The 23,706-nt window shown below is 43.0% G+C and carries 22 protein-coding genes and 2 pseudogenes; 5 read left to right on the top strand and 19 right to left on the bottom strand.

Annotated features, from left to right (window positions below):
* Window positions 1-3 precede the first annotated feature (3 nt).
* From BGM27_RS10500 to BGM27_RS10490, 3 genes and pseudogenes are all read right to left on the bottom strand, one after another.
* A complete protein-coding gene (locus BGM27_RS10500) occupies window positions 4-624 on the bottom strand; it encodes an NTP transferase domain-containing protein (RefSeq protein ID WP_020954384.1) in 621 nt (206 codons plus the stop codon).
* A complete protein-coding gene (locus tag BGM27_RS10495) occupies window positions 621-1,637 on the bottom strand; it encodes an XdhC family protein (protein ID WP_007407867.1) in 1,017 nt (338 codons plus the stop codon). The genes BGM27_RS10500 and BGM27_RS10495 overlap by 4 nt, the downstream gene beginning before the upstream one ends.
* Before the next feature lie 68 nt (window positions 1,638-1,705).
* Window positions 1,706-2,723 (bottom strand): annotated as a pseudogene (locus BGM27_RS10490) (FUSC family protein).
* A gap of 127 nt (window positions 2,724-2,850) precedes the next feature.
* On the opposite strand from BGM27_RS10490, the pseudogene BGM27_RS20525 reads away from it, so the two are divergent.
* The 3 genes and pseudogenes from BGM27_RS20525 to BGM27_RS10475 form a co-directional block, all read left to right on the top strand.
* Window positions 2,851-3,126: pseudogene (locus BGM27_RS20525) on the top strand (fructose-bisphosphatase class III); the annotation flags it as partial.
* A gap of 812 nt (window positions 3,127-3,938) precedes the next feature.
* Window positions 3,939-4,979, top strand: coding sequence for a hypothetical protein (locus BGM27_RS10480; RefSeq protein WP_007407870.1), 1,041 nt, complete (start codon window positions 3,939-3,941; stop codon window positions 4,977-4,979).
* Window positions 4,980-4,994: 15 nt separating this feature from the next.
* Window positions 4,995-5,807 (top strand): restriction endonuclease, encoded by an 813-nt coding sequence (locus BGM27_RS10475; RefSeq protein ID WP_007407871.1) that lies wholly within the window; start codon window positions 4,995-4,997, stop codon window positions 5,805-5,807.
* 321 nt (window positions 5,808-6,128) lie between these two features.
* On the opposite strand, the gene BGM27_RS10470 is transcribed toward BGM27_RS10475, so the two are convergent.
* From BGM27_RS10470 to BGM27_RS10440, 7 genes are all read right to left on the bottom strand, one after another.
* Entirely contained in the window at window positions 6,129-6,818 is a 690-nt protein-coding gene (locus BGM27_RS10470; protein ID WP_007407872.1) for a nucleotidyltransferase family protein, read from the bottom strand.
* 18 nt (window positions 6,819-6,836) lie between these two features.
* Window positions 6,837-8,240, bottom strand: coding sequence for a deoxyguanosinetriphosphate triphosphohydrolase (locus BGM27_RS10465; RefSeq protein WP_007407873.1), 1,404 nt, complete (start codon window positions 8,238-8,240; stop codon window positions 6,837-6,839).
* Between the two features lie 80 nt (window positions 8,241-8,320).
* Complete coding sequence (gene rlmH / locus BGM27_RS10460; protein ID WP_007407874.1) at window positions 8,321-8,800, bottom strand: 23S rRNA (pseudouridine(1915)-N(3))-methyltransferase RlmH; 480 nt, start codon at window positions 8,798-8,800, stop codon at window positions 8,321-8,323.
* Window positions 8,801-8,880: 80 nt separating this feature from the next.
* Window positions 8,881-9,051 carry a CxxH/CxxC protein gene (locus BGM27_RS10455; RefSeq protein WP_004393147.1) on the bottom strand — a complete coding sequence of 57 codons (171 nt, stop codon included), beginning with the start codon at window positions 9,049-9,051 and terminating at the stop codon, window positions 8,881-8,883.
* A gap of 153 nt (window positions 9,052-9,204) precedes the next feature.
* Window positions 9,205-9,375, bottom strand: a complete 171-nt coding sequence (locus tag BGM27_RS10450; RefSeq protein WP_007407875.1) for a hypothetical protein — start codon at window positions 9,373-9,375, stop codon at window positions 9,205-9,207.
* A 288-nt stretch (window positions 9,376-9,663) separates the two neighbouring features.
* Window positions 9,664-10,827 carry a hypothetical protein gene (locus tag BGM27_RS10445; protein ID WP_007407877.1) on the bottom strand — a complete coding sequence of 388 codons (1,164 nt, stop codon included), beginning with the start codon at window positions 10,825-10,827 and terminating at the stop codon, window positions 9,664-9,666.
* Window positions 10,828-10,837: 10 nt separating this feature from the next.
* Window positions 10,838-11,587 (bottom strand): YiiX/YebB-like N1pC/P60 family cysteine hydrolase, encoded by a 750-nt coding sequence (locus BGM27_RS10440; RefSeq protein ID WP_007407878.1) that lies wholly within the window; start codon window positions 11,585-11,587, stop codon window positions 10,838-10,840.
* A 182-nt stretch (window positions 11,588-11,769) separates the two neighbouring features.
* Here BGM27_RS10440 and BGM27_RS10435 point away from each other — a divergent pair, with 182 nt between their 5' ends.
* Window positions 11,770-12,750, top strand: coding sequence for an aldo/keto reductase (locus BGM27_RS10435; protein ID WP_007407879.1), 981 nt, complete (start codon window positions 11,770-11,772; stop codon window positions 12,748-12,750).
* A 29-nt stretch (window positions 12,751-12,779) separates the two neighbouring features.
* On the opposite strand, the gene BGM27_RS10430 is transcribed toward BGM27_RS10435, so the two are convergent.
* The 6 genes from BGM27_RS10430 to BGM27_RS10410 all read right to left on the bottom strand — a co-directional run bounded on the left by BGM27_RS10430 (window position 12,780) and on the right by BGM27_RS10410 (window position 18,460).
* Window positions 12,780-13,253: a GNAT family N-acetyltransferase gene (locus BGM27_RS10430; protein ID WP_007407880.1), complete on the bottom strand. Its 474-nt coding sequence runs from the start codon at window positions 13,251-13,253 to the stop codon at window positions 12,780-12,782.
* 47 nt (window positions 13,254-13,300) lie between these two features.
* Window positions 13,301-13,435 carry a hypothetical protein gene (locus BGM27_RS20740; protein WP_007407881.1) on the bottom strand — a complete coding sequence of 45 codons (135 nt, stop codon included), beginning with the start codon at window positions 13,433-13,435 and terminating at the stop codon, window positions 13,301-13,303.
* Complete coding sequence (locus BGM27_RS10425) at window positions 13,422-14,537, bottom strand: response regulator aspartate phosphatase (RefSeq protein ID WP_007407882.1); 1,116 nt, start codon at window positions 14,535-14,537, stop codon at window positions 13,422-13,424. Before BGM27_RS10425 ends, BGM27_RS20740 begins: the two co-directional genes overlap by 14 nt.
* A gap of 129 nt (window positions 14,538-14,666) precedes the next feature.
* The gene (gene rocF / locus BGM27_RS10420; RefSeq protein ID WP_007407883.1) at window positions 14,667-15,557 is read right to left on the bottom strand and encodes an arginase; all 891 of its coding nucleotides are present in this window, start codon (window positions 15,555-15,557) and stop codon (window positions 14,667-14,669) included.
* Between the two features lie 73 nt (window positions 15,558-15,630).
* A complete protein-coding gene (locus BGM27_RS10415) occupies window positions 15,631-17,031 on the bottom strand; it encodes an amino acid permease (RefSeq protein WP_007407884.1) in 1,401 nt (466 codons plus the stop codon).
* Window positions 17,032-17,254: 223 nt separating this feature from the next.
* Window positions 17,255-18,460, bottom strand: coding sequence for an ornithine--oxo-acid transaminase (locus BGM27_RS10410; protein ID WP_007407885.1), 1,206 nt, complete (start codon window positions 18,458-18,460; stop codon window positions 17,255-17,257).
* 207 nt (window positions 18,461-18,667) lie between these two features.
* Here BGM27_RS10410 and BGM27_RS10405 point away from each other — a divergent pair, with 207 nt between their 5' ends.
* On the top strand, window positions 18,668-20,083 hold the full coding sequence (locus BGM27_RS10405) for a sigma-54 interaction domain-containing protein (RefSeq protein WP_015418605.1): 1,416 nt from the start codon (window positions 18,668-18,670) through the stop codon (window positions 20,081-20,083).
* 41 nt (window positions 20,084-20,124) lie between these two features.
* On the opposite strand, the gene BGM27_RS10400 is transcribed toward BGM27_RS10405, so the two are convergent.
* Genes BGM27_RS10400 through BGM27_RS10390 form a run of 3 tightly spaced genes read right to left on the bottom strand, consistent with a single transcriptional unit; the run spans window position 20,125 to window position 23,701 of the window.
* Complete coding sequence (locus tag BGM27_RS10400) at window positions 20,125-20,844, bottom strand: cupin-like domain-containing protein (RefSeq protein WP_007407887.1); 720 nt, start codon at window positions 20,842-20,844, stop codon at window positions 20,125-20,127.
* Window positions 20,845-20,857: 13 nt separating this feature from the next.
* Window positions 20,858-22,483, bottom strand: coding sequence for an ABC-F family ATP-binding cassette domain-containing protein (locus BGM27_RS10395; protein WP_020954386.1), 1,626 nt, complete (start codon window positions 22,481-22,483; stop codon window positions 20,858-20,860).
* A 27-nt stretch (window positions 22,484-22,510) separates the two neighbouring features.
* Window positions 22,511-23,701, bottom strand: a complete 1,191-nt coding sequence (locus BGM27_RS10390; protein WP_014306161.1) for an MFS transporter — start codon at window positions 23,699-23,701, stop codon at window positions 22,511-22,513.
* Window positions 23,702-23,706 lie beyond the last annotated feature (5 nt).

The raw sequence follows: 23,706 nt of genomic DNA, 5'->3' as shown, positions 1-23,706 counted from the left end.
CATTCACTCCCCGAATTTATTCAGCAGCAGCGTATAATCTTCAACTGTATCGACGTCATAAAAAAGCAAAGGGTCTTGAAAGCTGATCATTTTTCCCATATTGATCATACTTTCACGGATGACATGCCGGGCGCCCTGATCTCCCTTTAACTGAAGCAATACTGGAAAACATTGATCTGAGAATAAAATGGGGGGCATAGGAAGATATTGATTTTCAGCGGCGATAAATAAATAACGGTGCTCCTTCTGATAGGAATCAATTAACGTATTGATGATATCTGCGGTGACAAACGGCTGATCTGCAAGGAGAATGATAACGGCGTCAGCCTCGTACTCTGCCGCTTTTTGTAAACCGCATTGTATGGAATGGCCTTGGCCCTTATCCGCTTGCTCACATTCTGCCTGACTCCACTTATTTGATATGGGATCTAAAAAGAAAAAATCCGAAAGCCAATGCAGTGGATCTCCCTTTCCCGTTATAACGAAAATATGATCTAATTCAGATAACAAGGCATTTTTAAGAGCCATACTTCCAAGGGAAACTCCATTGAGAAACAAACTTCGCTTATCCGTCCCCATGCGTCTGCTTGTACCGGCTGCCAGGTAAATGGCTGCTGTTTTCATAAAGCAGACCTTTGCTTTCGCATTTCTTTAATCATCTCGCCGACAATACTTACAGCAATCTCTTCAGGGCCCTGTGCCCCGATGGGAAGTCCGATAGGGGAATGAATATCCTCCGGAATCTCAGCTCCGCCTAACAGCCGTTCAGTGCGCCTTCTGGGGCCTAATACACCTTTATAAAACACATTCTTTTTTTTTAATGTATGTAAAATGATCTGATCTTTTTGAAAGCTGTGTGTCATAATGACAACAAAATCTCTTTGGGTCATGCTCAGGCCTTCCATGACTTCTTCCGGTGCTCCTGTTATCAAATGGCCGGCTTCAGGGAAATGGCCGTGATGACATAAAGCGGGACGCCAGTCAATCACCGTCACATGAAAGCCAGTGCCAGCTGCCAACGAAACTAACGGCTTCGCATCTTCCCCTGCTCCGAAGACATATAAACAAGGTTTTGGCACCATCTGATGGATAAAAAATAAATCAGAGGTATGTTCATCCCTCTTGATTCCCTTTTCCGTCTGTCTCAGTTTTTGAATACGGCCTTGTTCCATAACATCCCCGGTTCCAAACACTTCGCCATCTTCCACTATGTACAGATCTTCCTTTGGCTCTAACGTTTTAGTGAATCGTTTCATTCGGGTCACAGACTTTTTTTCATCTAAGCATGTCTTGACTGTCATCAGATTTCGTTCCAATTCCCCTTTTACAGGCTCAAGTAAAACCGTCAAAACACCAATACAGCCAATGCCCTGTCCCCAGGATAAATCGTCTTCCGCGCTCATATCAAAGCGGACAATCACCGGCTCTCCTGCAGCCCAGACCTGTTCCGACCGTTCAACGAGGTCTTCTTCCAGACAGCCGGCGGATAACATTCCGACTCTTGTTTTATCCCCTAAAATCAACATCGAAGCCCCTTCTTTCTTATAAGCGGACCCCTCTGTTTTAATAATGGTAGCCAGTACCTTAGCTTTTTTAGAAGTGGCGATGACATCCAAAATCCGGTGTATATCATCCATTTCATGTCCCCCGTTTTACCTGATCATATCTGCATCTGTATATCCGTATTCTTTAATTCCAGAAAACATTACAAACGCTTCAGCAATTTCTTCGTTTCTAAAAAAAAAAGAGTCTTTATAGACCTTATGACCGGGCGGCGGATGCGACAGCATGTCGGAACGGAGAGATTCCAATAACACGCTCTGTTCCTTCTGTTTCCAATTGTCTGTTTCACCCTGCTGTATGCCTTTAAAACCCGCAAAGTATTCACTTAACACTTGTAAATCATTCCCCAGCTCTATTTTGTCACTTGAAGATAACTCCCCCTCTTTTTCCCATTCTTTTAACGTTTTCACTATATTTGATAGATACTCAAATCCGGCGTTCAACTTTTGCATCTCTATTTGATAGCTTGAAATGATGATTTTATGTTTTTTTCTGACGGGGTTGAATTTTAAGCTGTCAGAGGCTGTTTGCAGCATCTCTTTTGCCGTATGCAGCTCCTGCAGAAGATTGTTCATTCTATACGCCATGAGGTTTCCTTTTCCTTGTCCCCACTCTGATTGCACCCATTTGGAAAGGTCTGAAAGTGTGCCAGAAAGCTGACGAGCCAATGTTTGAAAAGAGTCCGCTGCCTTTTTTGTGTAGTCCGGCGGAAAAAGGAACATGTGAACCAGAATGGCGATGATGACGCCGATCACCGTATCGATGATTCGGTCGAATGCATAATCTTTAGCGTTTCGTTCAAACGTAAAGACCAACAAAATGGTGAGCGCTACCTGATGTAAAACCGTTACATCTATTCGTAACCACTTCGCAATGTAGGTTCCGCCTAATAGGAACAGCCCCAGTATCCAGCCATTCATTGGCAAGTGACTGACAAGATAGGACGTTAGCATGATCCCAATCGCAGTTCCCGCAATACGATGAAAAGAAAAGCGAATTGACTGATCTATCGTTGGCTGCAAACATAAAATAACAGAAAGAGGCGCTAAATAGGGGTGATCAGAGCCCGCCAGTTTTGCCGCTTCCCAAGAAACAGCAGATGCAATCGCCATCTTCCAAACCAAAGATGTTTTGTTTTGAATTTTTTTACTTTTCATCATACGCCCCCTCCTTTCAGAAACCTTTTCCACTAGGTTTCCGTGACGCAAAGGGATTTATACTGTCGTATGGAAAAAGCGGAAAGGAGCTGTTGTTCGAATGGGGATTCTTGAATGATGGCTTCTTTTTGGGGAGGGGCAGACATTAGGAAACGGAAAAATGATCGTCATCGACGGCGGCTTCTCCAAAGCGTGTCAATTCACAACAGGCATTGCCGTTTACAGGCTATTATACAACTCCTACGGCATGAAGCTAGTTGCCGATAAACACTTTGACTCTAAGGCTAGTGTGAGTATCGGTTAACAATGAACGATTAGTAGAGTGAAAGAAACGAATGTCGATGAAAAACTGCTGAAGAAAATGGCTGTTTTGGAGAGACTGTGGGAGTATCAGTATATGAAGTGAGTTATATTTATGGTTTAGGGATGATGATAGTCTCCTCTACAGTAATACACTTAATGGAAAATATGTTGTTTTAGAGGTTTTTGACCAACTTACTTTCGAATCGTGATCAGAGAGCTAATTCAGTAAACTGAAAATAATAAGGTAATCATATAATTAGAAAAAACTTCTTTTCAATAGAAAAAGTAACACCATGACTTTTGAGGCGTCAATTTCAAGCCCTCCTGCTACACAAACGCCAAAGCTTATGTTTTGAATAATAATATTATCAAAGAAATCATTTCTCCCTAGCTTTCCATTGCATATGGAAGAGTTAGAATTGAAGATTTTTTCTTATTTGTTTCTGGATACAGTCCAGTATAATAAAATAGTGTCGTTGGTCTTAAAGCTGGACTGCCGGCTTTCTCAAAAATCTCTCATATAATGAGCAGTCTACAGTTTGTTGTACAGGCTACTAGTTTTTTTGATGTTAAACTGGAAAAGCTGGAGAATGATGATATTGACTTAATCACAACTCGATGGCTAAATGGAGAAGGAGAGTTATTTAATAAGTTGAATAGGTAATTGTTGTTAGCGAAAAATGACTAATTGTAACTTGAAAAGAATAAAATTTTTAGACCTTATCAAAAACCTCACCAGCTTTGCTCCTGTACTACTGTAATACTTTAATCGTCATATTATACAGAATAACAGTACTCACGTATTTCCCCATAGGTTAAAGAATTCCTCTTCATCCTAATTTAACACATCACACATAAAAACAATTGAATTAGGATATAATAAATGTAATATATATTAACTAAGGAGAGCTCTTTATGAAAAATATAAAAGTCTCAATTGACCAATTGTATCTTGACCCAAACAATTATCGCCTGCATAGCCATAATAGATATACCCCAATTCAAGAATCAAAAGTTGACAACCCCTTAGTACAAAAGCGTGTACTTGATATGATTTGCGGCGATAATCGAGAAGGAATAAAAGATTTATTAGTTAGTTTCAAATCTAATGGTTATTTAAAAATTGATAACATTCTAGTGAAACAAATTGACGGGAAGCCTGATCATTATGTTGTTATTGAGGGTAATAGACGTATTGCCACATTAAAATCTTTAAAATTTGATTATGAAAACGGCTATGATATAGAAAATTTAGACCCTGAACAATTTAACAACCTTGAGGTTATCTTGTATGATACTTTTGATGAAGAATCTTATCTTTTATTAATGGGATTAAGACATGTAAGTGGTGTTAAGCCATGGGATGATTTCGAACAAGCAGAATTAATCATGAATTTACAATTAAATTTTGGTATGTCCCAACATGAAATTTCCAATAGATTAGGGATATCAAGACAAGAAGTTAGAAGAAAGTTGAATTCATTTAAGGCAATGGACATTTATAGAAATGATGATGAATACGGAGATAGCTTTAATACTGATATGGCTGGTCTATTCCATGAATTAATGAGCCGTCCTAACCTCCGAAACTGGCTTGGTTGGAATGAGGAATTAGGTACATTTACAAATAAAGTTAATCTAAATAGATTTTTCAGTTGGATTTCCGCTGATGAAAACGGAAAAAGAATATTGACTAAGCGGGATCATATTCGTGATTTAAACAAAATAATTTTTGATAAAGAAGCTTTAGAAATAATGGAAGATACCAAAAATTTAGGAGAGGCATTAGACAGCAGTAGTTACTTAACTAAGGAAGGGTTTAAAAGAAATATAAAAAATATAAAAAACAATATTAGTCGAATTTCTATTACTGCTCTTATCGATATGGATGAGAGTACAAAAGAGGATCTAGAAGGCATAATTAAATCTGTAGAAGCTTTTAAAAAGTTTTTATAATAAAGGATCAATTGTATGGATATCAATATTATACGCAAGGAAGACACTTTTAAGTCTCTTTTAGAAATATTATTCCTTCAATATCAACATTATAATAACCTTATAACCTTTATTGATAATAATTACGAAACAAACGATCCCTTAACAATGGCTAAAGACTTTGCAGAAGAACTCAGCTTATATGAGACAGATATTGAGGAAATTTTTTCAACTAATATATTTGATATAAATAGTGAGACGTTGGATATAAATTTCAATACTGATTTACTTAATAATATATCTAAAGCGCTTATAGAGATTAAAGCACTTATTCCTCATGATTTCGAAAAATTATGTGCCTTATATATAAAATTTTTAGGCACAACCGGAATTCCAAATATCACAAAACATTCGCATGATCAGGGGATTGACTTTGTGGGCATTGTAGAGAGAAAAGTACACTCTAGATTATTTAGTTCAAAATCAAATATAAATAAAATTTATTTAATAGGTCAAGCAAAACACTATGATACTGATAAAGTGAAGTCTAATGAAATTAGAGAATTAGCTGGATCTATTTATCTTCTAAAAACAAAAGGTTTTGCTCTAAAAAACGATCCTTATCCTAACATTTCAATAAAGAGTTTTACTCCTATATATGTATATTTTATAACATCTTACTACTTTTCAGAAGCAGCTAAAAGGTTATGCATACATTCAGATATTATGCCAATCGACAGAATTTTATTAGCTTTAACTTTTGGGCTGAATAGTGAATACCATGATGTTACAGGTCATTTTTGTCCCTATACATTAAAAAATGCTCTAAGTAATATAAACTACTTTTAATTATATAAAACAGTAAATTTCCAACGATTATTATGGTTTATTCACCGTTTTATACAGGATTAACTTAAAAGAACGTCTAACCTAGTCTTTCTTTTCAATAGTTTATTTTCACTTTAACTCACTCACTTAAGATAAGGCTTACTTTAATAGGAATAAATGAGGTTTATTTATTAATATTTGAAGCTTTAGTCAGAATAGAAATTTGGTTATACCCCCCCCTTTGAATCAAGGAAAAAAGTTAGGTAAATAAATTCACCTAACTTTTTTCCCTTGTTTATTTTAAGTGCTATTTATTTAAATTAAAACTTATTTATATTAGTGTCACCCTATATATAGTAACTCATTATGAAGTTCTTCTTTCGAAATTTTTTCTATTCTATAATGTGATAATTGTAACTCTAATAAATGATTTACTAAATTATTTTCCTTTGTAGATTCTATATAATATTTGAAGACTCTTCTTAATTTGCTTGAAAAATTTAGGTTGTATTTTCTTTTGAATACTAAAGCCCTAAGCAAGTTAAGCTCTACATGTGGGTTCTCTTCTAGACTAATATCCAACTCAGATTTCATCAAAGATTCCCTTAATAAATCTGCATATAAGCAATTTGAGTTAAAATTATATACTACGCCATCTATGTTTAAGTAAACAGACCTTGCTAGATTCTCTTCACTTGGTGTTAAATTAGTGTTTTTAAATGCCCATGTATTATTTAAATCCCAAATATCAAAATCAACATCCGAGATTTTAAATTTATACCCACCAAATCGATTCATCCTATATTCATAATTTTTAATAAAATTATGAAACTTTAGTTTATCATTAAACTTTATTGCAATATCAAAGTCTCTGGGATATTGGTCATTTTTTAAATATATATCCCGAACAGCACCACCAAAAAAGAGTAATTCTCCTGTTTCCGCTAATTTTTCAACAAATTCAAGGGTTTCTGAGTATTTTCCAAGCAAATTAATTAACTCTACTTTAACATTTCCTTCAATTTTACTCATTATAAACCCTCCTTACCGTTATGGTAACTTCACTCCTAATAACTCTTGATGCAAGTTAACTGCATATCCGTCAGTCATACCAGAAATAAAGTCTGTAACTAATAATAATCTATTGTATAGTGTAAGCTCTGAAAAGTCTACTTCAGGTTTTCCAGCTTCAGAAAAACGCTGAATATGCCTAAAATTTTCTGAAATTAGATGTACTAATTTTTCATGCTTACTTTTTGACTTTTCTAGCCCATTAACATTAGTCACAGCTTCAATGAATAGTGATAATAAGTCAGAAATAACTCTATCTCCAACTAGCTCTAGAGTCAAAACTTCCTTATTAGAAAACACATATTTAAATGCTAAATTTCTTAAATCATCAGCTATTTCATTTGCAGATGAAGTAGATAATAAATCTCCGTCAAATTCTCCGCTCATAATCTGATGATAATTTGTTTTAAAACTTTCTACAACTGCAAAAATCATGATACCCTGAATAGATACTTTAAAATTTTGAACATCAATAAGACTTTTATTAGGTACCTTATTCTCTATTGCCTGTCTTCTGTATTCTTCTAATTTTTTAAATACCGATTCATATTTATTATTAAACTTTTCTTTAAGTTTCATGTATTCTTCTTCCCAAGTAAATACTCCTTTTTTAACTGCATCCTCTATATCTGCAGTTAAATAAGCAATATCATCAGCTGCCTCCAATATATATGTAGCAGGATGCCTACAAATACCAATACCAACCTTAGAAGATAATTTCTCAAATAAATCCTTTTCAGCATAAAAATAACCAAATTTCTTTTTTCCTTGTTTGGTTACATTATCATGATTTGATGCCCATGGATATTTCATTAATGTGGCTAGAGTTCCATACGTAAAATTTGCACCGAATGGATCATTTAAAAATTGTAACTTTGATAATATCCTAATTGCCTGTGCATTACCTTCAAAGTATAAAAAATCATTTTTTTGTTGTTCATCCATTTCACCAAATTTTTGTTGTGCTTTTTCAAAGGAAGTACTATTAAACCATTTTTCGAACCACTTTCTAATAATATCTTCTCCATAGTGACCAAAAGGAGGGTTACCAAGATCATGTACTAAGCATGATACTTCTACCAGAGATGCTAATTCTTTTGCCCTTTCGAAATTAGGAAATACTTTTTCTTCAATCAACCAACTTCCTATATTCCAAGCTAGAGAACGTCCTAATGAGGCGACTTCTAAAGAATGGGTAAGTCTTGTTCGAATAAAGTCGTTATTCTGTAGTGGAAACACTTGAGCCTTATCTTGAAGTCGCCTTAATGAGGAAGAATAAATTATTCTTTCATAATCTTTATCAAATTCATTTCTATGTGGCAAACTTTTCCCTAAGGATTCCCTCTGTCTTTCAGTATTTAAAAGTTGATCCCATTCTAGCACAAAAATTGCTCCTTCCTGTATAGCGTAATTTTATATTATTTTTTAATTAAATTACTATATTTTACGCATATAAAACCCCTTCACTTATGATAAGGCTCCCCACGATTAATCCGAAATGCCCGATAAATCTGCTCCACTAGAATAAGCCGCATCAACTGATGAGGAAATGTCATCTTCGAGAACGACAGCTTCTCATCCGCTCGCTTCATCACGGCGTCGCTTAGGCCGAGTGAGCCGCCGATGACGAAGGTGATTTTGCTTTTTCCATATGTCGCCAGCTTATCTATTGTATCGGCCAGTTCTTCGGATGTTTTCATTTTTCCTTCGATGGCGAGGGCGATGACGTGGGTGTCCGGGCTGATTTTGGCCAGAATGCGTTCGCCTTCTTTGTCTTTGACGATTTTCATGTCTTGGTCGCTCAGGTTTTCCGGAGCTTTTTCGTCCGGGAGTTCGATGATGTCGATTTTTGCGTAGGCTGAGAGTCGTTTTTTGTATTCTTCAATGCCTTGCTTGAGGTATTTTTCTTTTAGCTTTCCAATGGTCACAATATTGATATTCACAGGTCATCCCCACTTTAGAAACAAGTTATTCATATATATTGTCCACAATTGTGGATATCTTTTCTGTATTTTGTGTAGGATCATTCGTTCCCTACTAGATATGTTGCAGTGTCCCCACATAATTCACAGGCTGTGGATAAACTGTTAGTATGTTCGATTTTTCTGATTTCGGGCGGAAGCTCATGATCATCTATGTACATGTCCAGCACGGTTTCAATATGTTCTTCACAAGAATAATAAGCGGTTTTCATCGTTACGTCCTCCGGTTTTCTTTTGCACGCGGCAATTGTTCTCTTTTCAATATAACCTATTTATACACATGTTAGTAGTGCTTCGGGCTGAGTTTTATCCACAATTCGGCAAATCACGCGCAAAAAGAGCCGGTGTTTTCAGCATCCGGCTCTTTACGTGTTTTCTCTTTTTTCTAAGCGAAGGACGAACAGAATTCCTAATAGACACGCCAGCAGTGTAGAGCAAACATCAATCCAGTCCGGCTTTCCGCCGTTTAAAAAAGAGTTGGTTATTACGGAAACCAGGAGAATGGTTACGGTCACCGCGGCAAGCTTTTTCTTCATCGGCTCCCTCCTAAATTCCTCTATCTCTATGTTCGGTCGGCTTTTCTCTTGTTATATAGCCTTATCATAAGGATCACAACGATATATACAATCATAATCAATGCCCCGTTGCTCACATCAGGGTATCCAATCAACATATTCATTATGACAAAAACAATGGTTATACAAATGACGGACAACAATAAGAAGATACTGAATGATTTCAAATGAACACCTTCTTTCTTGCAGTAACGTTTCATTATAAAAAGCTTACCAAAACGGCAAGCTCTTCCGATATGTTTATACTCTTCAAAACCCACCCATCACCTGCACATCATACAGCTTGAGATGGCTTTTCGGCGTGACGATGTTTTTTAAATTTGGGATGGTCAGGCCGTTCAGCTTTTTGCCCGTTTTCAGGTCGAAGGATTCGATTTTGGCAGGCTTTTTGTAGCTGTACGTGAACAGATACAGCTTTCCGTTTTGATGGGTCAGCTCCTTGAAGTCGGCTTTCATTCGTGATGCGGGGAGCTTGAAGGCTTTTTTGCTTTTTCCGGTCTCAGAGTTGATACGGTACACGTTTCCGAAGCCGTCAACGAAATAGAAGCTGCGCCGCTCCATGAAAAAGCTTTTTTTGAAGCTGAACGGCATGGAGTCATAGATCGTCTGTTCGTCATTTTTATAAGCGGCGATATCATACGTTTTGATGGCGCCGCTCTTTCTCATAACTTTCACCATTTGATAGATGTGATCTGCTTTTTCCCCTCTGGTGACAAAGCAGACGGCGCTGTCGTCCGCGGCGAGCTGGGATTCGACAGACGTGCCATCTTTATACGTCCATGTCGCGATTGATTTTGTATGGAGCTTCTCTTTATCAGCCTGAATGTCTTGAACGTGATAGCCTTTTTCGTCATCTGTCGGCGTGAGTGCGAAAAGATGATCTTTAAAAAAGCCTGAAGCGCGGATATAGTGCGGGATGACGTCTTGCTTCCACCTGCCGTCAATCTGGCGGTACAGCTCTGAGCGATAGCTGCCGCCGCTCTTGTCGTAGCCCGAATTATACAGCGTGTAAAAGCCTTTCGCCCGCTCGATATATCCCGCGCTGTCTCCCGTATGCTGGTACGCTCTTTTATACGTGTGAAGGCCGTGCTGAACGGTGTAGATTCCTTTTTTGTCCTCCAGCAGCACGCTGCCGTCATGCACTTTGGCCGATCCGAGCTCAAGCCCCTTCATTTGATAAGAAGAGATCCGCCCTTTTTCATCGGCGAAGAGGGCGTAGCTTTTTCCGCCGCCGAACGTGTCTTGGTCAGCCGCAGTGGAGAAATACAGCAGCGCCTCTTTATCTTTCAGAAAATCAGGGTCATTTAATGTGTCTCTCGCAACCTCCGCAGGATCTTCCGTGCGGAAATAGAAGAAGCATAAGACCGCTGCGGCGGCGATGATCACTAAGGGTATCCAGATGATTTTTTTCACGTTGTTCTCCTTAGTGAATGGTCAGAATCGTGGTTGTGTAGGACGAGCTTGTGATGTCGCGCGGGTATACGCCTAAGCCGCCATTAGAGTCGATATCAATCCCGGCTTTTAAGAGGAATGCCGACCACAGCAGTTTTGAGCAGTTTTTGGCGCCTTCATGGCCCGTATTTCTGTTATTGACGAAGTTGAAGGAGTACTCATCACCAACTCTTGATACAGCCCAGTCAGCGGCGGCTTGTTTTTGGGCATCGGTAACTTTCACGGTCTGGACGATTGAATTGTCTTCGACTTCTCTGCCGTTATAAGCAATCTGGCGGACGCCGTCTCCCGGCACGGATTCAACAATTTTATCAGCGGATGAATACATGCCGACATGCCCGTGATTGTAATAAGCGGTGTATGAGTTCGTGTAATAAATATTGCCTTTTGTGCTTTTCGGAAGTTTTTTGGTTCCTGACGATCCGCCCATCGCAGAGAGCCCTTCTTTGGAAGCGATTACATTTCCCTGCACCTTGTCTGCCGTGATTTCTTGATGAAACTGCTTGAGAATTGCTTCTGTTGAAACGTGCTTCTGTTTGGCAAGCTCTTTGGCGGATTGGAGAACGTCTTGAGGAGTCGTGCCCTGCTGAAGCTCTGCGATTTCTTTTGCGTAGCGGGCTGTTTCTGTTTCTTTCGCTTTTACATTCATACCGGAGAATGACAGAACCATGGTGAATGATAGGGCAAACGGGAGGACGGCTTTGAACAGCTTTTTACACATATTACTTCGCCTCTTTTCTTTGAGTATAATTTTTCCACATTTGTATTATATGACGGAATTGCGATAAAAAAATAGATAATTTACAGATTTTTAAAAATTTTATAACAATATATAAATCATATGCATAAAACATTTTCAAATATCAGGAAATCCGGTTATCATACAAGAAAGGGGGAGGACATATGAAGGACAGAACGATCGGTTCGATGCGGGTTTCCGCAATGGGGTTAGGGTGCATGGGCATGTCGGAATACTACGGCAGCCAGAGTGAGGAAGAGTCGATTTCCACCCTGCATCATGCCGTTCATCTCGGCGTGAATTTGTTTGATACGGCTGATCAATATGGATTGGGTGCAAATGAAGAGCTTGTCGGCAGAGCACTCGCCCCATTCAGAAAGGAGCTTTACCTCGCGACGAAATTCGGTTATGTCCGAAGCGAAAAGGGTGAGTTTATCGAAATTAACGGACGGCCCGATTATGTGAAAAAAGCGTGTGACGCCAGTCTGAAACGCCTTGGGACGGATTATATCGACCTTTACTTTCTGCACCGTGTTGATCCGCGGGTGCCGATTGAAGAAACTGTCGGCGCCATGAAGGAGCTGATAGACGAAGGAAAGGTGAGATATATCGGATTGTCAGAGGCTTCCGCAGAAACGATCAGGCGCGCCGTCCGCATTCACCCGATTGCCGCGCTTCAATCGGAATATTCTTTATGGAGCAGGGAAGCGGAGGAGCATGTGCTGCCCGCCTGCCGTGAGCTCGGCATTTCATTTGTGCCTTACAGTCCGCTCGGCAGAGGTTTTCTTTCCGGAAAGATGATGTCGACCGATCAGCTGGATGCCGATGATTACAGAAGAAGAACGCCGAGATTCCAGGGAGACAATTTGGCGGTGAATATAGGGCTCGTCCAAAAACTTACCGCCATTGCCCGGGAAATGAATATCACTGCTCCTCAGCTTGCGCTCGCATGGGTTCTCGCAAATGGCGATGATCTCATTCCGATTCCGGGTACAAAAAAGAAATACTACTTGGAAGAGAACCTCGCCGCTCTCGACATTGTGCTTCCCGAGGATGTGAAGGCGCGTTTAGATGAGATGTTTCCGATCGGCACGGCGGCCGGCGAGCGTTATCCGGAACACATGATGACATTGTTAGATGAATAACAAAAGAGGCCCATCGTGCGGGCCTCTTTTCATGACAGCTTTTTGCTCATGATGACATCCGTCTCCAGAAATCCGGTCTTCTCATACAGCTTCCGCGCCGTTTCGTTATGAGCGAACACATGGAGAGAAATCTTGCGGACACCCAGGTCTTTGGCTTTGTCCTCCAGCCTTGCGAGCGCCTCTTTTGCATAGCCTTTGCCGCGGAAAGGCGGATGAAGGCCGAAATCATAAATAAATGCGTCCTGCTGCGGGTGGTCCGGATCGGCGTGCAGCCACAGCCAGCCGGCATTTTCCTTTCCGTCCAATGTCAGCGTCCATAAATAGTGATCGGCCGTCTCCAAGCCTTCAGGAAGCAGGTCTTCAAACGCCAGCTCCGCTAATTCCGGCGCTTCGTCAGGCAGCCACGTTCCCGCTTTTACCTTTTCTTCAGCGTAATGCTTGGTTGAATGGGCGAGATAGGACTGAAATTCTTGTCCTGTCATCGGCCGCAGCGTGATAGCCATTGAATCACTCCTTACAAAACACGGACTGAAAGCGGGATCATGAAGTATTATCCGAAGGCTCCGTTTTCCGCCGGTTTTATGATTTGTTCGGCTTGTGCCGTTGAACCAGTTTGCGCAAATAATCCAATCGAAATGAGACTTGCCAAGGCTGCTGAGAGTACAATGAATTTACATGTTTTCATTACGAATCCCCTCCGTTAATCTCAAAATTTGGTCATTGGCATCAATTGATTCTTGAAAATACTTCGCCGCCGGTTTGTAATTCTCCTGTTTTTTAAAATGCGCCGCGGCCTGATACGACAAGTCGGAAACGTCACTCCACAGCTCTTTCCTTCTTAACTCGGCGAAAGCTGATTCAAGCGCTTCTTCATTGCGGTCAATAAAGACATGCTGTAAGATGCGCAGCTTTTGGGTGTATACGGGTTCGTTTTTTTCTTCAGCGGCATTCAGCGCTTTATACAGCCAAAACCGGCCCTCATCCGTCTTTTCCTGCTTCAACAATACTCTGGCCAGCATGTACAGACTCCGCACCGAATACGCTGATCGCAAATGCTCCTTTTGATCGAGAGCCGTTTCAAACTCGACCCGCGCCTCCTCAAGCTTTTCCTGTCTTTCATAACAAATGCCTGCGTTAAAGTGGGCGAGCGCCTCAATATGCGGATCACCCGCTTTGGCGGCTTGATGAACCGCCGTCTGCAGGAGCTCTTCGGCTTTCTGATAGTGAAACAAGTCCATTCTGTTACAGCCGATCACCATTAAACACTGTGCTTCTCTGACCGCGTACATTTCATTGGCTTTGTAGATCTCCAACGCTTTTTCCGCGTGGTTCATCGCAAAGTAGTTTTGGCGGATTTCATAGTAGGCAATCGCCACTTGATAATTAAACTCGGCTCTTTCAATCTCATTCGGTATGTGCCGGAGCCTGCTTTCAGCAATCCGGTAAAAATTAATGGCGTTCATAAACCGTTTACGGTAAAACTCGTGCATTCCGGAAAAGAAATAATAATAGTATTGAATCATCTGGTCTGTTTTTTCTTTATCGGCGTTCAGCTGGATCGTTTTTAAAATGCCGTCTGTTTTCTCATACTCTTCCATCAAAAGCTTATAGCGGGAATCAATTAAATTAAAATAAAGGAGCACCGTTTGATTTTGTGTCATATTTTGCAGATCCGTAAGCAGTTGTTCTCTTAACGCCTCAGCCGATTCAGTGTTGTGCTTTTTGATTTCCTCATACCAGTCACTGATTTTTTTCGCAACTGTTTCGTGGGCCATCACCTCAGCCATCTGTCAGGACACCTCCCTTTCCCATTTTGTGTAATAAATATATCATATTTACAGGTTCAAAAAGAGGGTGGCAGCCCGCTAGTTTCCTCGTGGCAACAAAAAACCTCCGCAGGTGCGGAGGCGCATATTTTATAACAGTTTTTTTCCCAACAAAGATTCTACCAGCTCGACCGCTGTTTTGCCGGTTTTGTTTTTGTGATCGAGGATCGGGTTGACTTCGACAAATTCAGCTGAAGTGATGATGTCGGCATCATACAGCATTTCCATTGCCAAGTGGCTTTCACGGTAGCTGATGCCGCCGACGACAGGTGTGCCTACGCCGGGTGCGTCGCTCGGATCAAGGCCGTCGAGGTCAAGGCTGAGGTGAACGCCGTCACAGTCTGACAAGTAGTCAATGGTTTCTTCAATGACCTTTGTCATGCCGAGGCGGTCAATCTCATGCATCGTATAGACCTTCATGCCTGTTTCCTTAATGTATTCACGCTCGCCTTCATCAAGCGATCTCGCGCCGATGATGACGACGTTCTCCGGCTTGATTTTCGGGGCATACCCGCCCAGGTTCACCAGCGTGTCGTGCCCGACGCCGAGGCTGACGGCCAGCGGCATTCCGTGAATATTGCCTGACGGCGATGTTTCCAGGGTGTTTAAGTCGCCGTGCGCGTCGTACCAGATGACGCCGAGCTGTTTATAGTGCTTTGCCGTTCCTGTCAGCGTTCCGATCGCGATGCTGTGATCGCCGCCCAAGACGAGAGGGAACCGCTCATTCTCAATGACGCTGTCCACCTTTTGGGCGAGCTGCTCGTTCCCCGAGAGCACAGAGTTCAGATTTTTCAGCTCTTCATCATTTTTGAGTTTTTCACGATTGACGGGGATGTCGCCTAAGTCTTCCACCGCATACCCCATGTCAGATAACCGTTCAATGAGATGCGCGTAGCGGATGGCGCTCGGGCCCATGTCCACTCCGCGTCGTGCTTGTCCTAAATCCATCGGCATTCCAATAACTGAGATATTCTTGTTCATCCGTTTTTCCACCTCAACATGTTGTATGTTGTCCTGTGCGGGTTTCTCAAAGATGACTTGGACACGAAAAGATTTAAAGCTCTATCTGTTTTTCTGACTGCTTATGCTTTTTTACATACAGATGATAGACGATAACGCACACCGCCATGAACGGGATGCCGCAATAAAGGGCGAGCCGCTGTTCTGAATCAAATGCGAGGCTGATCAGAACAACCGTATTTAACGTCAGCCCGATAATAGGCAGCACCGGGTACAGCGGTGTTTTAAACTTCAGGTCTTCCACTTTGCCGCCTTCGCGGATGTATCTCCGTCTGAACATCAGCTGCGACAGGGAAATCGTAATCCAGCCGACCTGCGCGCTTAGTCCGGCTAATGATAAGAGAAACATATAAACGACTTCCGGCGCAGCCACCTTAGACAGCAGGGACAGGCAGGCGACGGCCAGCGTCACGATCAGAGCGTTCATCGGCACGCCGCGTTTATTTATTTTGCCGAGCGATTTAAAGGCTTGTCCTTCGTTCGCCATAGCATATAAGATACGCGTCGATGCAAACAGGCCTGAGTTGGCCACTGAGAGCAGCGCAATTAAGATAACAAAGTTCATAATATCGGCGGCATATGGAATACCGATTTGTTCAAACACCACGACAAACGGGCTTTCGACCACTCCCGCCTGCCTCCACGGAATCATCCCGGCAATGACGATGATGGAGAGAACGAAAAAGACAAGCGTTCTCCATACCGTCTGCCGGATAGAGCGCGGAATCGTTTTCTCGGGATTTTCACTTTCTCCCGCGGCAACCCCGATCAGCTCCGTTCCCTGGAACGCGAAGTTTACGGTAATCATCGTAATAAGCATAGCCTTAATGCCGTTCGGAAACAATCCATCCTCATAAAAATGAGAGAAGAAAGGAGCCTGCTCGCCGTGTTTCATGTCAATCAGGCCGAACATGGCGGCGCCGCCCAAAATAATAAACAGCAGAATGACTAAAATTTTAATACCGGAAAACCAAAATTCCGACTCAGCGAACGCTTTTGTGGTAATAGCGTTCAAAAGAAACATCAGTCCGACAAACACGAGGCACCACACCCATACGGGAACATGCGGAAACCAGCGGAGCATCAATTGTCCCGCAGATAAAAACTCAATGGCGCATGTCACCGCCCAGCCGAGCCAGTACAGCCAGCCGAATGCGAAACCGAAAGCGGGGCTGATGAATTTGGTTGCGTACGTCTGAAACGACCCTGATACGGGAAGGGCAACCGCAAGCTCGCCTAAGCAGAGCATTGTCAAAAACATTATAAAACCGCCGACCAGATAAGACAGAACCGCGCCCAGCGGTCCCGCCTGGTTAATTGTAAATCCGGTACTCAGGAAAAACCCGGTGCCGATCACTCCGCCCAAAGAAATCATAAACAAATGGCGTGATTTCATTGTGCGCTGAAGCTGATTCTCTTTTTGATTTGTATTCACTATTCTGCACCCCTTCAGCAACTTGTATTGGAACCAAGCCGGTGCTTTGAAACCGATTTGCTGTCCAAAGAGCCTCTATTTGTATATGAATGTTATATGAAATTCATTTTCGTACATAAAGATACATTATACTAAAATACTGTCGCCGCGCAAATAGAGTGTGCTGAATTTTTTATTTGTAAATTCCATACAAGCCGAGGGAAAGCATTGCCGCATCAAGGGTTTACGCGTTTTGAAGCACGTTTGTGATCTTTTGGATCGCCCAGTCCAAGTCTTCCTTGGAAATCATTAACGGCGGTGCAAAACGGATCACGGTATCATGTGTTTCTTTGCATAAAAGCCCTTCGCCTTTCAGCTTTTCACAGTACGGGCGGGCCGCTTCTGTCAGTTCAACGCCGATAAACAGGCCGCGTCCGCGCACGTCTTTTATGATCGGGTTATCAATTTTCTCAAGCTCTTCTTTAAAATAACGGCCAAGCTGAAGGGAACGCTCTGCCAGTCCTTCTTCCTCAAGGACTTCAAGAGATGCGAGCGATACCGCGCAAGCGAGCGGGTTTCCGCCGAATGTCGAGCCGTGGGAACCCGGGTTAAACACGCCGAGGATGTCACGGTTCGCCGCGATGCAAGAAATCGGGAAGACCCCCCCGCCGAGCGCTTTTCCTAAAATGAACATATCCGGGACGATGTTTTCCCAGTCAACCGCGAATGTTTTGCCTGTGCGGCCGAGCCCCGTCTGTATTTCATCAGCGATCAGAAGCACATTTTCTTCCTTACAAATGGCGGCCGCTTCTTGTAAAAATCCTTCCGGCGGAATGACGATGCCCGCTTCTCCCTGAATCGGTTCGAATAAGAAAGCGGCTGTGTTCGGCGTGATCGCCCGGCGCAGCGCTTCTGCGTCTCCGTATGGAATTAATTTTATACCCGGAAGCATAGGTCCGAAACCGCGTTTATACTCATCTTCTGAAGAAAGGGATACCGCAAGCATCGTTCTGCCGTGGAAGTTGCCGATACACGCAATGATTTCCGCCTGATTATCCGCTACTCCTTTGACCTCATATGCCCAGCGTCTCGCCGCTTTGACAGCGGATTCAACGGCTTCCGCCCCCGTATTCATCGGCAGAATCATATCTTTTCCGGTCAGCTTGGCTGCTTTCTCATAAAACGGACCGAGCTGATCATTATGGAACGCGCGTGACGTCAGAGTGATTTTATCCGCCTGATCCTTCAGCGCCTGAATGATCTTCGGATGTCTGTGCCCCTGGTTCACCGCAGAATAAGCACTCAGCATATCCATATATTGATTGCCTTCAGGGTCTTTTACCCAAACACCCTGCGCTTCAGAAATAACAATCGGCAGAGGATGATAGTTGTTCGCGCCGTAATGTGAAGTTTGGCTGATAATTTCTTGAGATTTTGTGAAAGCTGACATAATCTGATTCCCCCTTGTTTTGTAATCATTCAACATTAGATCTTGCTTTCCCTTTTTATAAAGCAAGTTCCGTGCCAATCCGAAAAAACGGGATGTTTCGCCAACATTCTTTCTTTTCCCGCAAAATTTTCCGGCAGTTTGTGTGCAAACTTCAGCCAAGCGCAAAATTTTTTTGCGTTTCCCGTTCGATTTATTTTAAAATAATGAATGTTAAGACGATTGAGAGGAGGAATTGACCTGCACACAACCAGCGAATTTTACACACTCGTGTTACAAAGCATTTTGGAAGAGATTGATGTCGGGCTGCATGTGGTGGACGAGAAGGGCAGCACCGTCATTTACAATAAGAAAATGATGCAGATTGAAGATATGGATGAACGGGACGTCCTGCATAAAAACCTGACTGATGTATTTATGTTTTCCAATCAGCAGGACAGCACGCTCGTTCAGGCCCTTCAAGAAGGCAAAACGATTAAAAACGTGAAGCAAAGCTATTTCAATAACAAAGGCCAGGAAATCACGACGATCAACCACACCTTCCCGATTGTGCAAAACGGCGAGATCAAGGGAGCCGTGGAAATCGCCAAGGACGTCACCAAGCTCGAACGGCTGATCAGGGAGAACATGCACAGGAAAGAACAGAACAGCTACACGTTTGACAGTATTCTCGGCAACAGCCCGGTCATTCGGGAAGTCATCGAAAACGCGAAACGGGCAACCCGCACATCATCATCGGTGCTTTTGGCCGGCGAGACGGGAACGGGCAAGGAACTGTTCGCCCAAAGCATTCACAACGGCAGCCAGCGCTCAGGCGCCCCGTTCATCTCACAAAACTGCGCCGCCCTGCCGGATAGCCTGGTCGAAAGTATTTTATTCGGCACGAAAAAAGGCGCCTTTACCGGAGCCATCGACCAGCCCGGCTTATTTGAGCAGGCGCAGGGAGGCACCCTGCTCCTTGATGAGATCAACTCGCTCAATCTCAGCCTGCAGGCAAAACTGCTCCGCGCCCTTCAGGAAAAGAAAATCAGGCGCATCGGATCAGCGCAGGACAAACCGATTGACGTCCGCATCATCGCCACGATGAATGAAGACCCGATCACCGCCATTTCGGAAGAGCGGCTGCGCAAAGATTTATACTACCGTTTAAGCGTTGTCACGCTGATCATTCCGCCGCTCCGGGAGCGCAAGGAGGATATTCTGCCTCTGGCCGAAGTCTTTATCCAGAAAAACAATCACCTGTTTCAAATGCATGTCGATTCGATCAGTGACGATGTGCAGCGATTCTTCCTGGAATATGACTGGCCGGGCAACATCCGCGAGCTTGAACATATGATTGAAGGCGCCATGAACTTTATGACGGATGAAACGACGATTACGGCGGCCCACCTGCCTTACCAATACCGGATGAAAATCAAACCGGCTGACACGGAAACCAAAGCCGCCGCAAGCACCCAGCCCGGCACCGATTTAAAAGACAAAATGGAAAACTTCGAAAAATACATGATCGAAAAGATCCTGAGAAAACACGGCAATAACATATCCAAAACGGCAAACGAGCTCGGAATCAGCAGACAGAGCCTGCAATACCGCCTGAAAAAATTCGGTCTGGACCGGATGAAATGAATCCATACAAAAAAAGGCTGAGATGCTCCTCAGCCTTTCGTTTATATCTGATTGGCAAGCCGCTCTCCGGTAAACCAAAAGTTCTCACTCACTGCCAATGTATGTTCCGTATTCTCGACTTGATGCCACCAATGGCGCGGCGCGTAAATGATTTCTCCCGCCTTTTGTCTGAAGCGGATCGGAGACGCCTTTTGCACCAGCGGTTTTTGCTCAATGTCTTTTTCATCAAAGACATTGATATTTCCTTCGTACAAATACGGAGAGTCGTCCGGATGATAGAAGATCCATTCCTTCTCCCCGAAAATGACGCCGTTCCACGCGTGCGTGTTGTTAAAATCCTGATGCAGCGGTGTGCCTGTCTGCTTAGAACCGAGAAAGAACCATTTCCAGTCCCGTCCCGTTTCTTCATCCGCTCTCAATGTGTCTTTTGTAAAATACTCGGGTGCGGAATAGACAAGGTCTAAGTCATTTTGGTTCAGCTGCGTAAAATTCCAGTCACAGTACCATTTGTCATCATTCTGATCAATGTACTCGATATAGTTGGAAAGCTTTACTTGTTTAAAGGTTTTGACCCCTTCGATATCTGATTTCCGGATGGTGACCATTCTGTCTCCATAGTGTTCGTCAATGTATTCAAGCGTCCACGGCCTGCATTCCCAGTGATCCATTGCCCCCGTCAAAATAAAAGGTTTCTTATCAGCATACTCGCTTACAAAAAGATCGTACGATAACTCATTGATTGTCAGTCTGTCAATGGTCATATCCATTCCCCTTTTATTCGGCAATCTGCCGTTTTTTTTGTTTGGCGTAACTGTATGGACCTGAAAAGATGGTGACGTTTTGATTCTCAAGCCAGAAAATCTTGTTGAACTTCTCCAGCAGGTTTCTGTCATGAGAAACGCAGATGATGGTGCCTTGAAACTGCATCAGGCTGTTTTCGAGAATTTCCTGAGATTCAATATCCAAGTGGTTGGTCGGCTCATCCAGGATCAGGACATTCAGCTTTTTTTCCATTAAGATGGACAGCTTCAGCCTGATTCTCTCACCGCCCGACAGGACGGAAAGTTTTTTAAAGACCGACGACCCGTAAAATCCGTACTTGGCCAGCATATTCCGGGCCATGCCCTCTTCAGTCAGCAGATTTTCTTTAAAAAATTGCAGAATCGTCTGACTCGAATCTCCGACATGGCTCTTTTGATCAATGTAGCCTATTTTAAGATTTTCTCCCACTTTAATGGTGCCGTCCGACAGTTCTCTTTCCCCGATGATACAGCGGATCAGCGTTGTTTTGCCGACGCCGTTTCTGCCGACGATGCCGATTCTGTCTTTATGCTTTATGCGCAGATTCACATTTTGATATAAAAGGGAAGATCCGTTGGTCACCTTTCCGTTTTCAATGAACACAATATCTTTTGAACCGGCGCCCGCTTCCTGAAATGCGTTTTTTAATTTTTGCTCCGTCCGGACCGGCTTATTGATCAGCTCGATCCTTTTCAGTGCCTTTTCCATATTATTCGCGCGTCTGTGCAGGCCGACAGACGGCGGATTTGAGCGGTTGGCCCAATCTCTCAGCTGGGCGATGGATTCCTTCATCTTCTGTATTTTTCTCTGCTGTTCTTCATATTTCTCAAACTGGGCGATGATGAATTCTTCCCGCTTTTTCAAGTATTCGCTGAATCCGTAAGGCCAAATCTTCACCTCGGTATCGTCAATCTCGAGCACCTTCATCGCCGTTTGGTCGGCAAACGTTTTATCGTGGGTCGTAAACAGAATGGTTTTGTTCGATTTTTTAATAAACCCTTCAAGCCACTCAATCGCATGGACATCCAAATGGTTGGTCGGCTCGTCCAGCAGTATAACGTCGTCGTTGCGGATTAAAATTTCGGCAAGGCCGGCTTTTGTTTTTTCGCCGCCGCTCAGCTTTGAAAACGGCTGATCCTTTAATTCGCTGAGGCTGAGCCCGTTGCATACCTCGTCAATCATCGCATGCATCTGGTAGCCGTTGTTCCGCTCAAATGTTTCCGTGTATTGACTGTATTTTTCCAATAAAGCAGTCAGCTCGTCATCACTCATCGGTTCCGAAAGCTTCAGCTCAATGGCCTTCATTTCATTCTGGATCGCCGCGAGAGCTTCAAACGATTTTTCCAGATATTGATACAACGTCAGATCCTCATTGGGATCAGCGATCTGCTTCAGCAAACCGACCTTCGCCCCTTTGTTGATCGCAATCGTTCCTTCATCTGCCTCAAGCTCTCCGGAAAGCACCCTGAACAGCGTGCTTTTGCCGGAACCGTTCGGCCCGGCCACAAGCACTTTTTCACCTTCATTGATGAAAAAAGAAACTTGTTTGAAAATCGTATCTCCCGCTAAATTTACCGTAAGATTATGAATATTCAGCAACTCACATCATCCCTTTGTCATTCTGGTTCAAAGCTCGACTTTATTCTGGATGGCGACGCTCGCTTTCAGTTTGTAAAAGCTGAGCATCATAAACAGCGACAATAAGATGGATAATACCCCGATTGCGGTCAGCAGCAAAGCTGAATCAAAATAGTCCGTTAAGAATCCGATAAACGGAAAGGCAATGAACATGAAGAGCGAGGTCATCAAACTGATAATGGACAGCAGCGTGGCTCTCGTTCTGGACGGAATCTCATTATTCACCACCTGACTGGATACGGGTTCTATCACATCATAGAGCGCGTTAATGACGACAAAAGCTGCAATCGTCACGTACAGACTGCCCGATGGTATAAACAGATAGGCCGCCCCGATGATGCAGAATGTCAGCAGAAGCACGCGCCTCGGCGTGAATTTTTCCGCCGGCTTGGAAGAAAAGATGGAGCACAGTGCCTGCAAGATGGACAGTCCCGCAAAAATAATGGATATATTGCGCACGGACAGCCCTTCCTGACTTAACAAATCTTGTCCGTACATATAAAAAACCGATGTAATCGCAAAGAAAACGGAGAGTGACAGCACCAGATATTTAAAGGCTTTGTTCAGCCTGAAGAAATCTTTGACTTCTTTTAAGATGTCACCGACCGTCTGCGTTTCGTGTTCACTGTTTTCAAATTTAATTTCCGTCAGCTGTGTAATGACCGCCATTGCAATCAGCTGAGTGACAATCCCGGCGATAAACACATACGACCATGATATTTCCTGCAAGTAGCCGCCGATGCCCATGGCGATCGCAAGACCGAGTATGACAAGTCCGTTATAATTTCCGATGGATTTGCCGTACCACTTTTCTTTCCCTTGTTCTTTCAGTGAATCAAACAAAAAGGCATGATCCGTTCCTGATATAAACGTCAGCCCGATACCGTATATAATATGGGCGATGAAGAGGGCGATGAAGTTGTGGAAGCTCAGGAACATCACCAAATAGACAATGACCATAAAATGGCCGAGCAAGAGCGATTTTTTTCTCCCGATTCTGTCCGAGATGACGCCGCTCGGCACTTCCGCCAGAAACATCGCCAAATTCAGGACCGATTGCAGGATGCCCACAAGAAATAATGAATAATTCATGCTTGTTAAATATAAAATCCAAATTCCCCGTTCGAAAAAGAAGTTTCCGAAAAAACCGGAGAAGTAAAGCAAATTTCGATTCCGCAAATGAA

The sequence above is a fragment of the Bacillus sp. FJAT-27001 genome, assembly GCF_019039175.1.
Taxonomy (GTDB): domain Bacteria; phylum Bacillota; class Bacilli; order Bacillales; family Bacillaceae; genus Bacillus; species Bacillus velezensis.
This window is presented reverse-complemented; position numbering and strand designations above follow the sequence as displayed.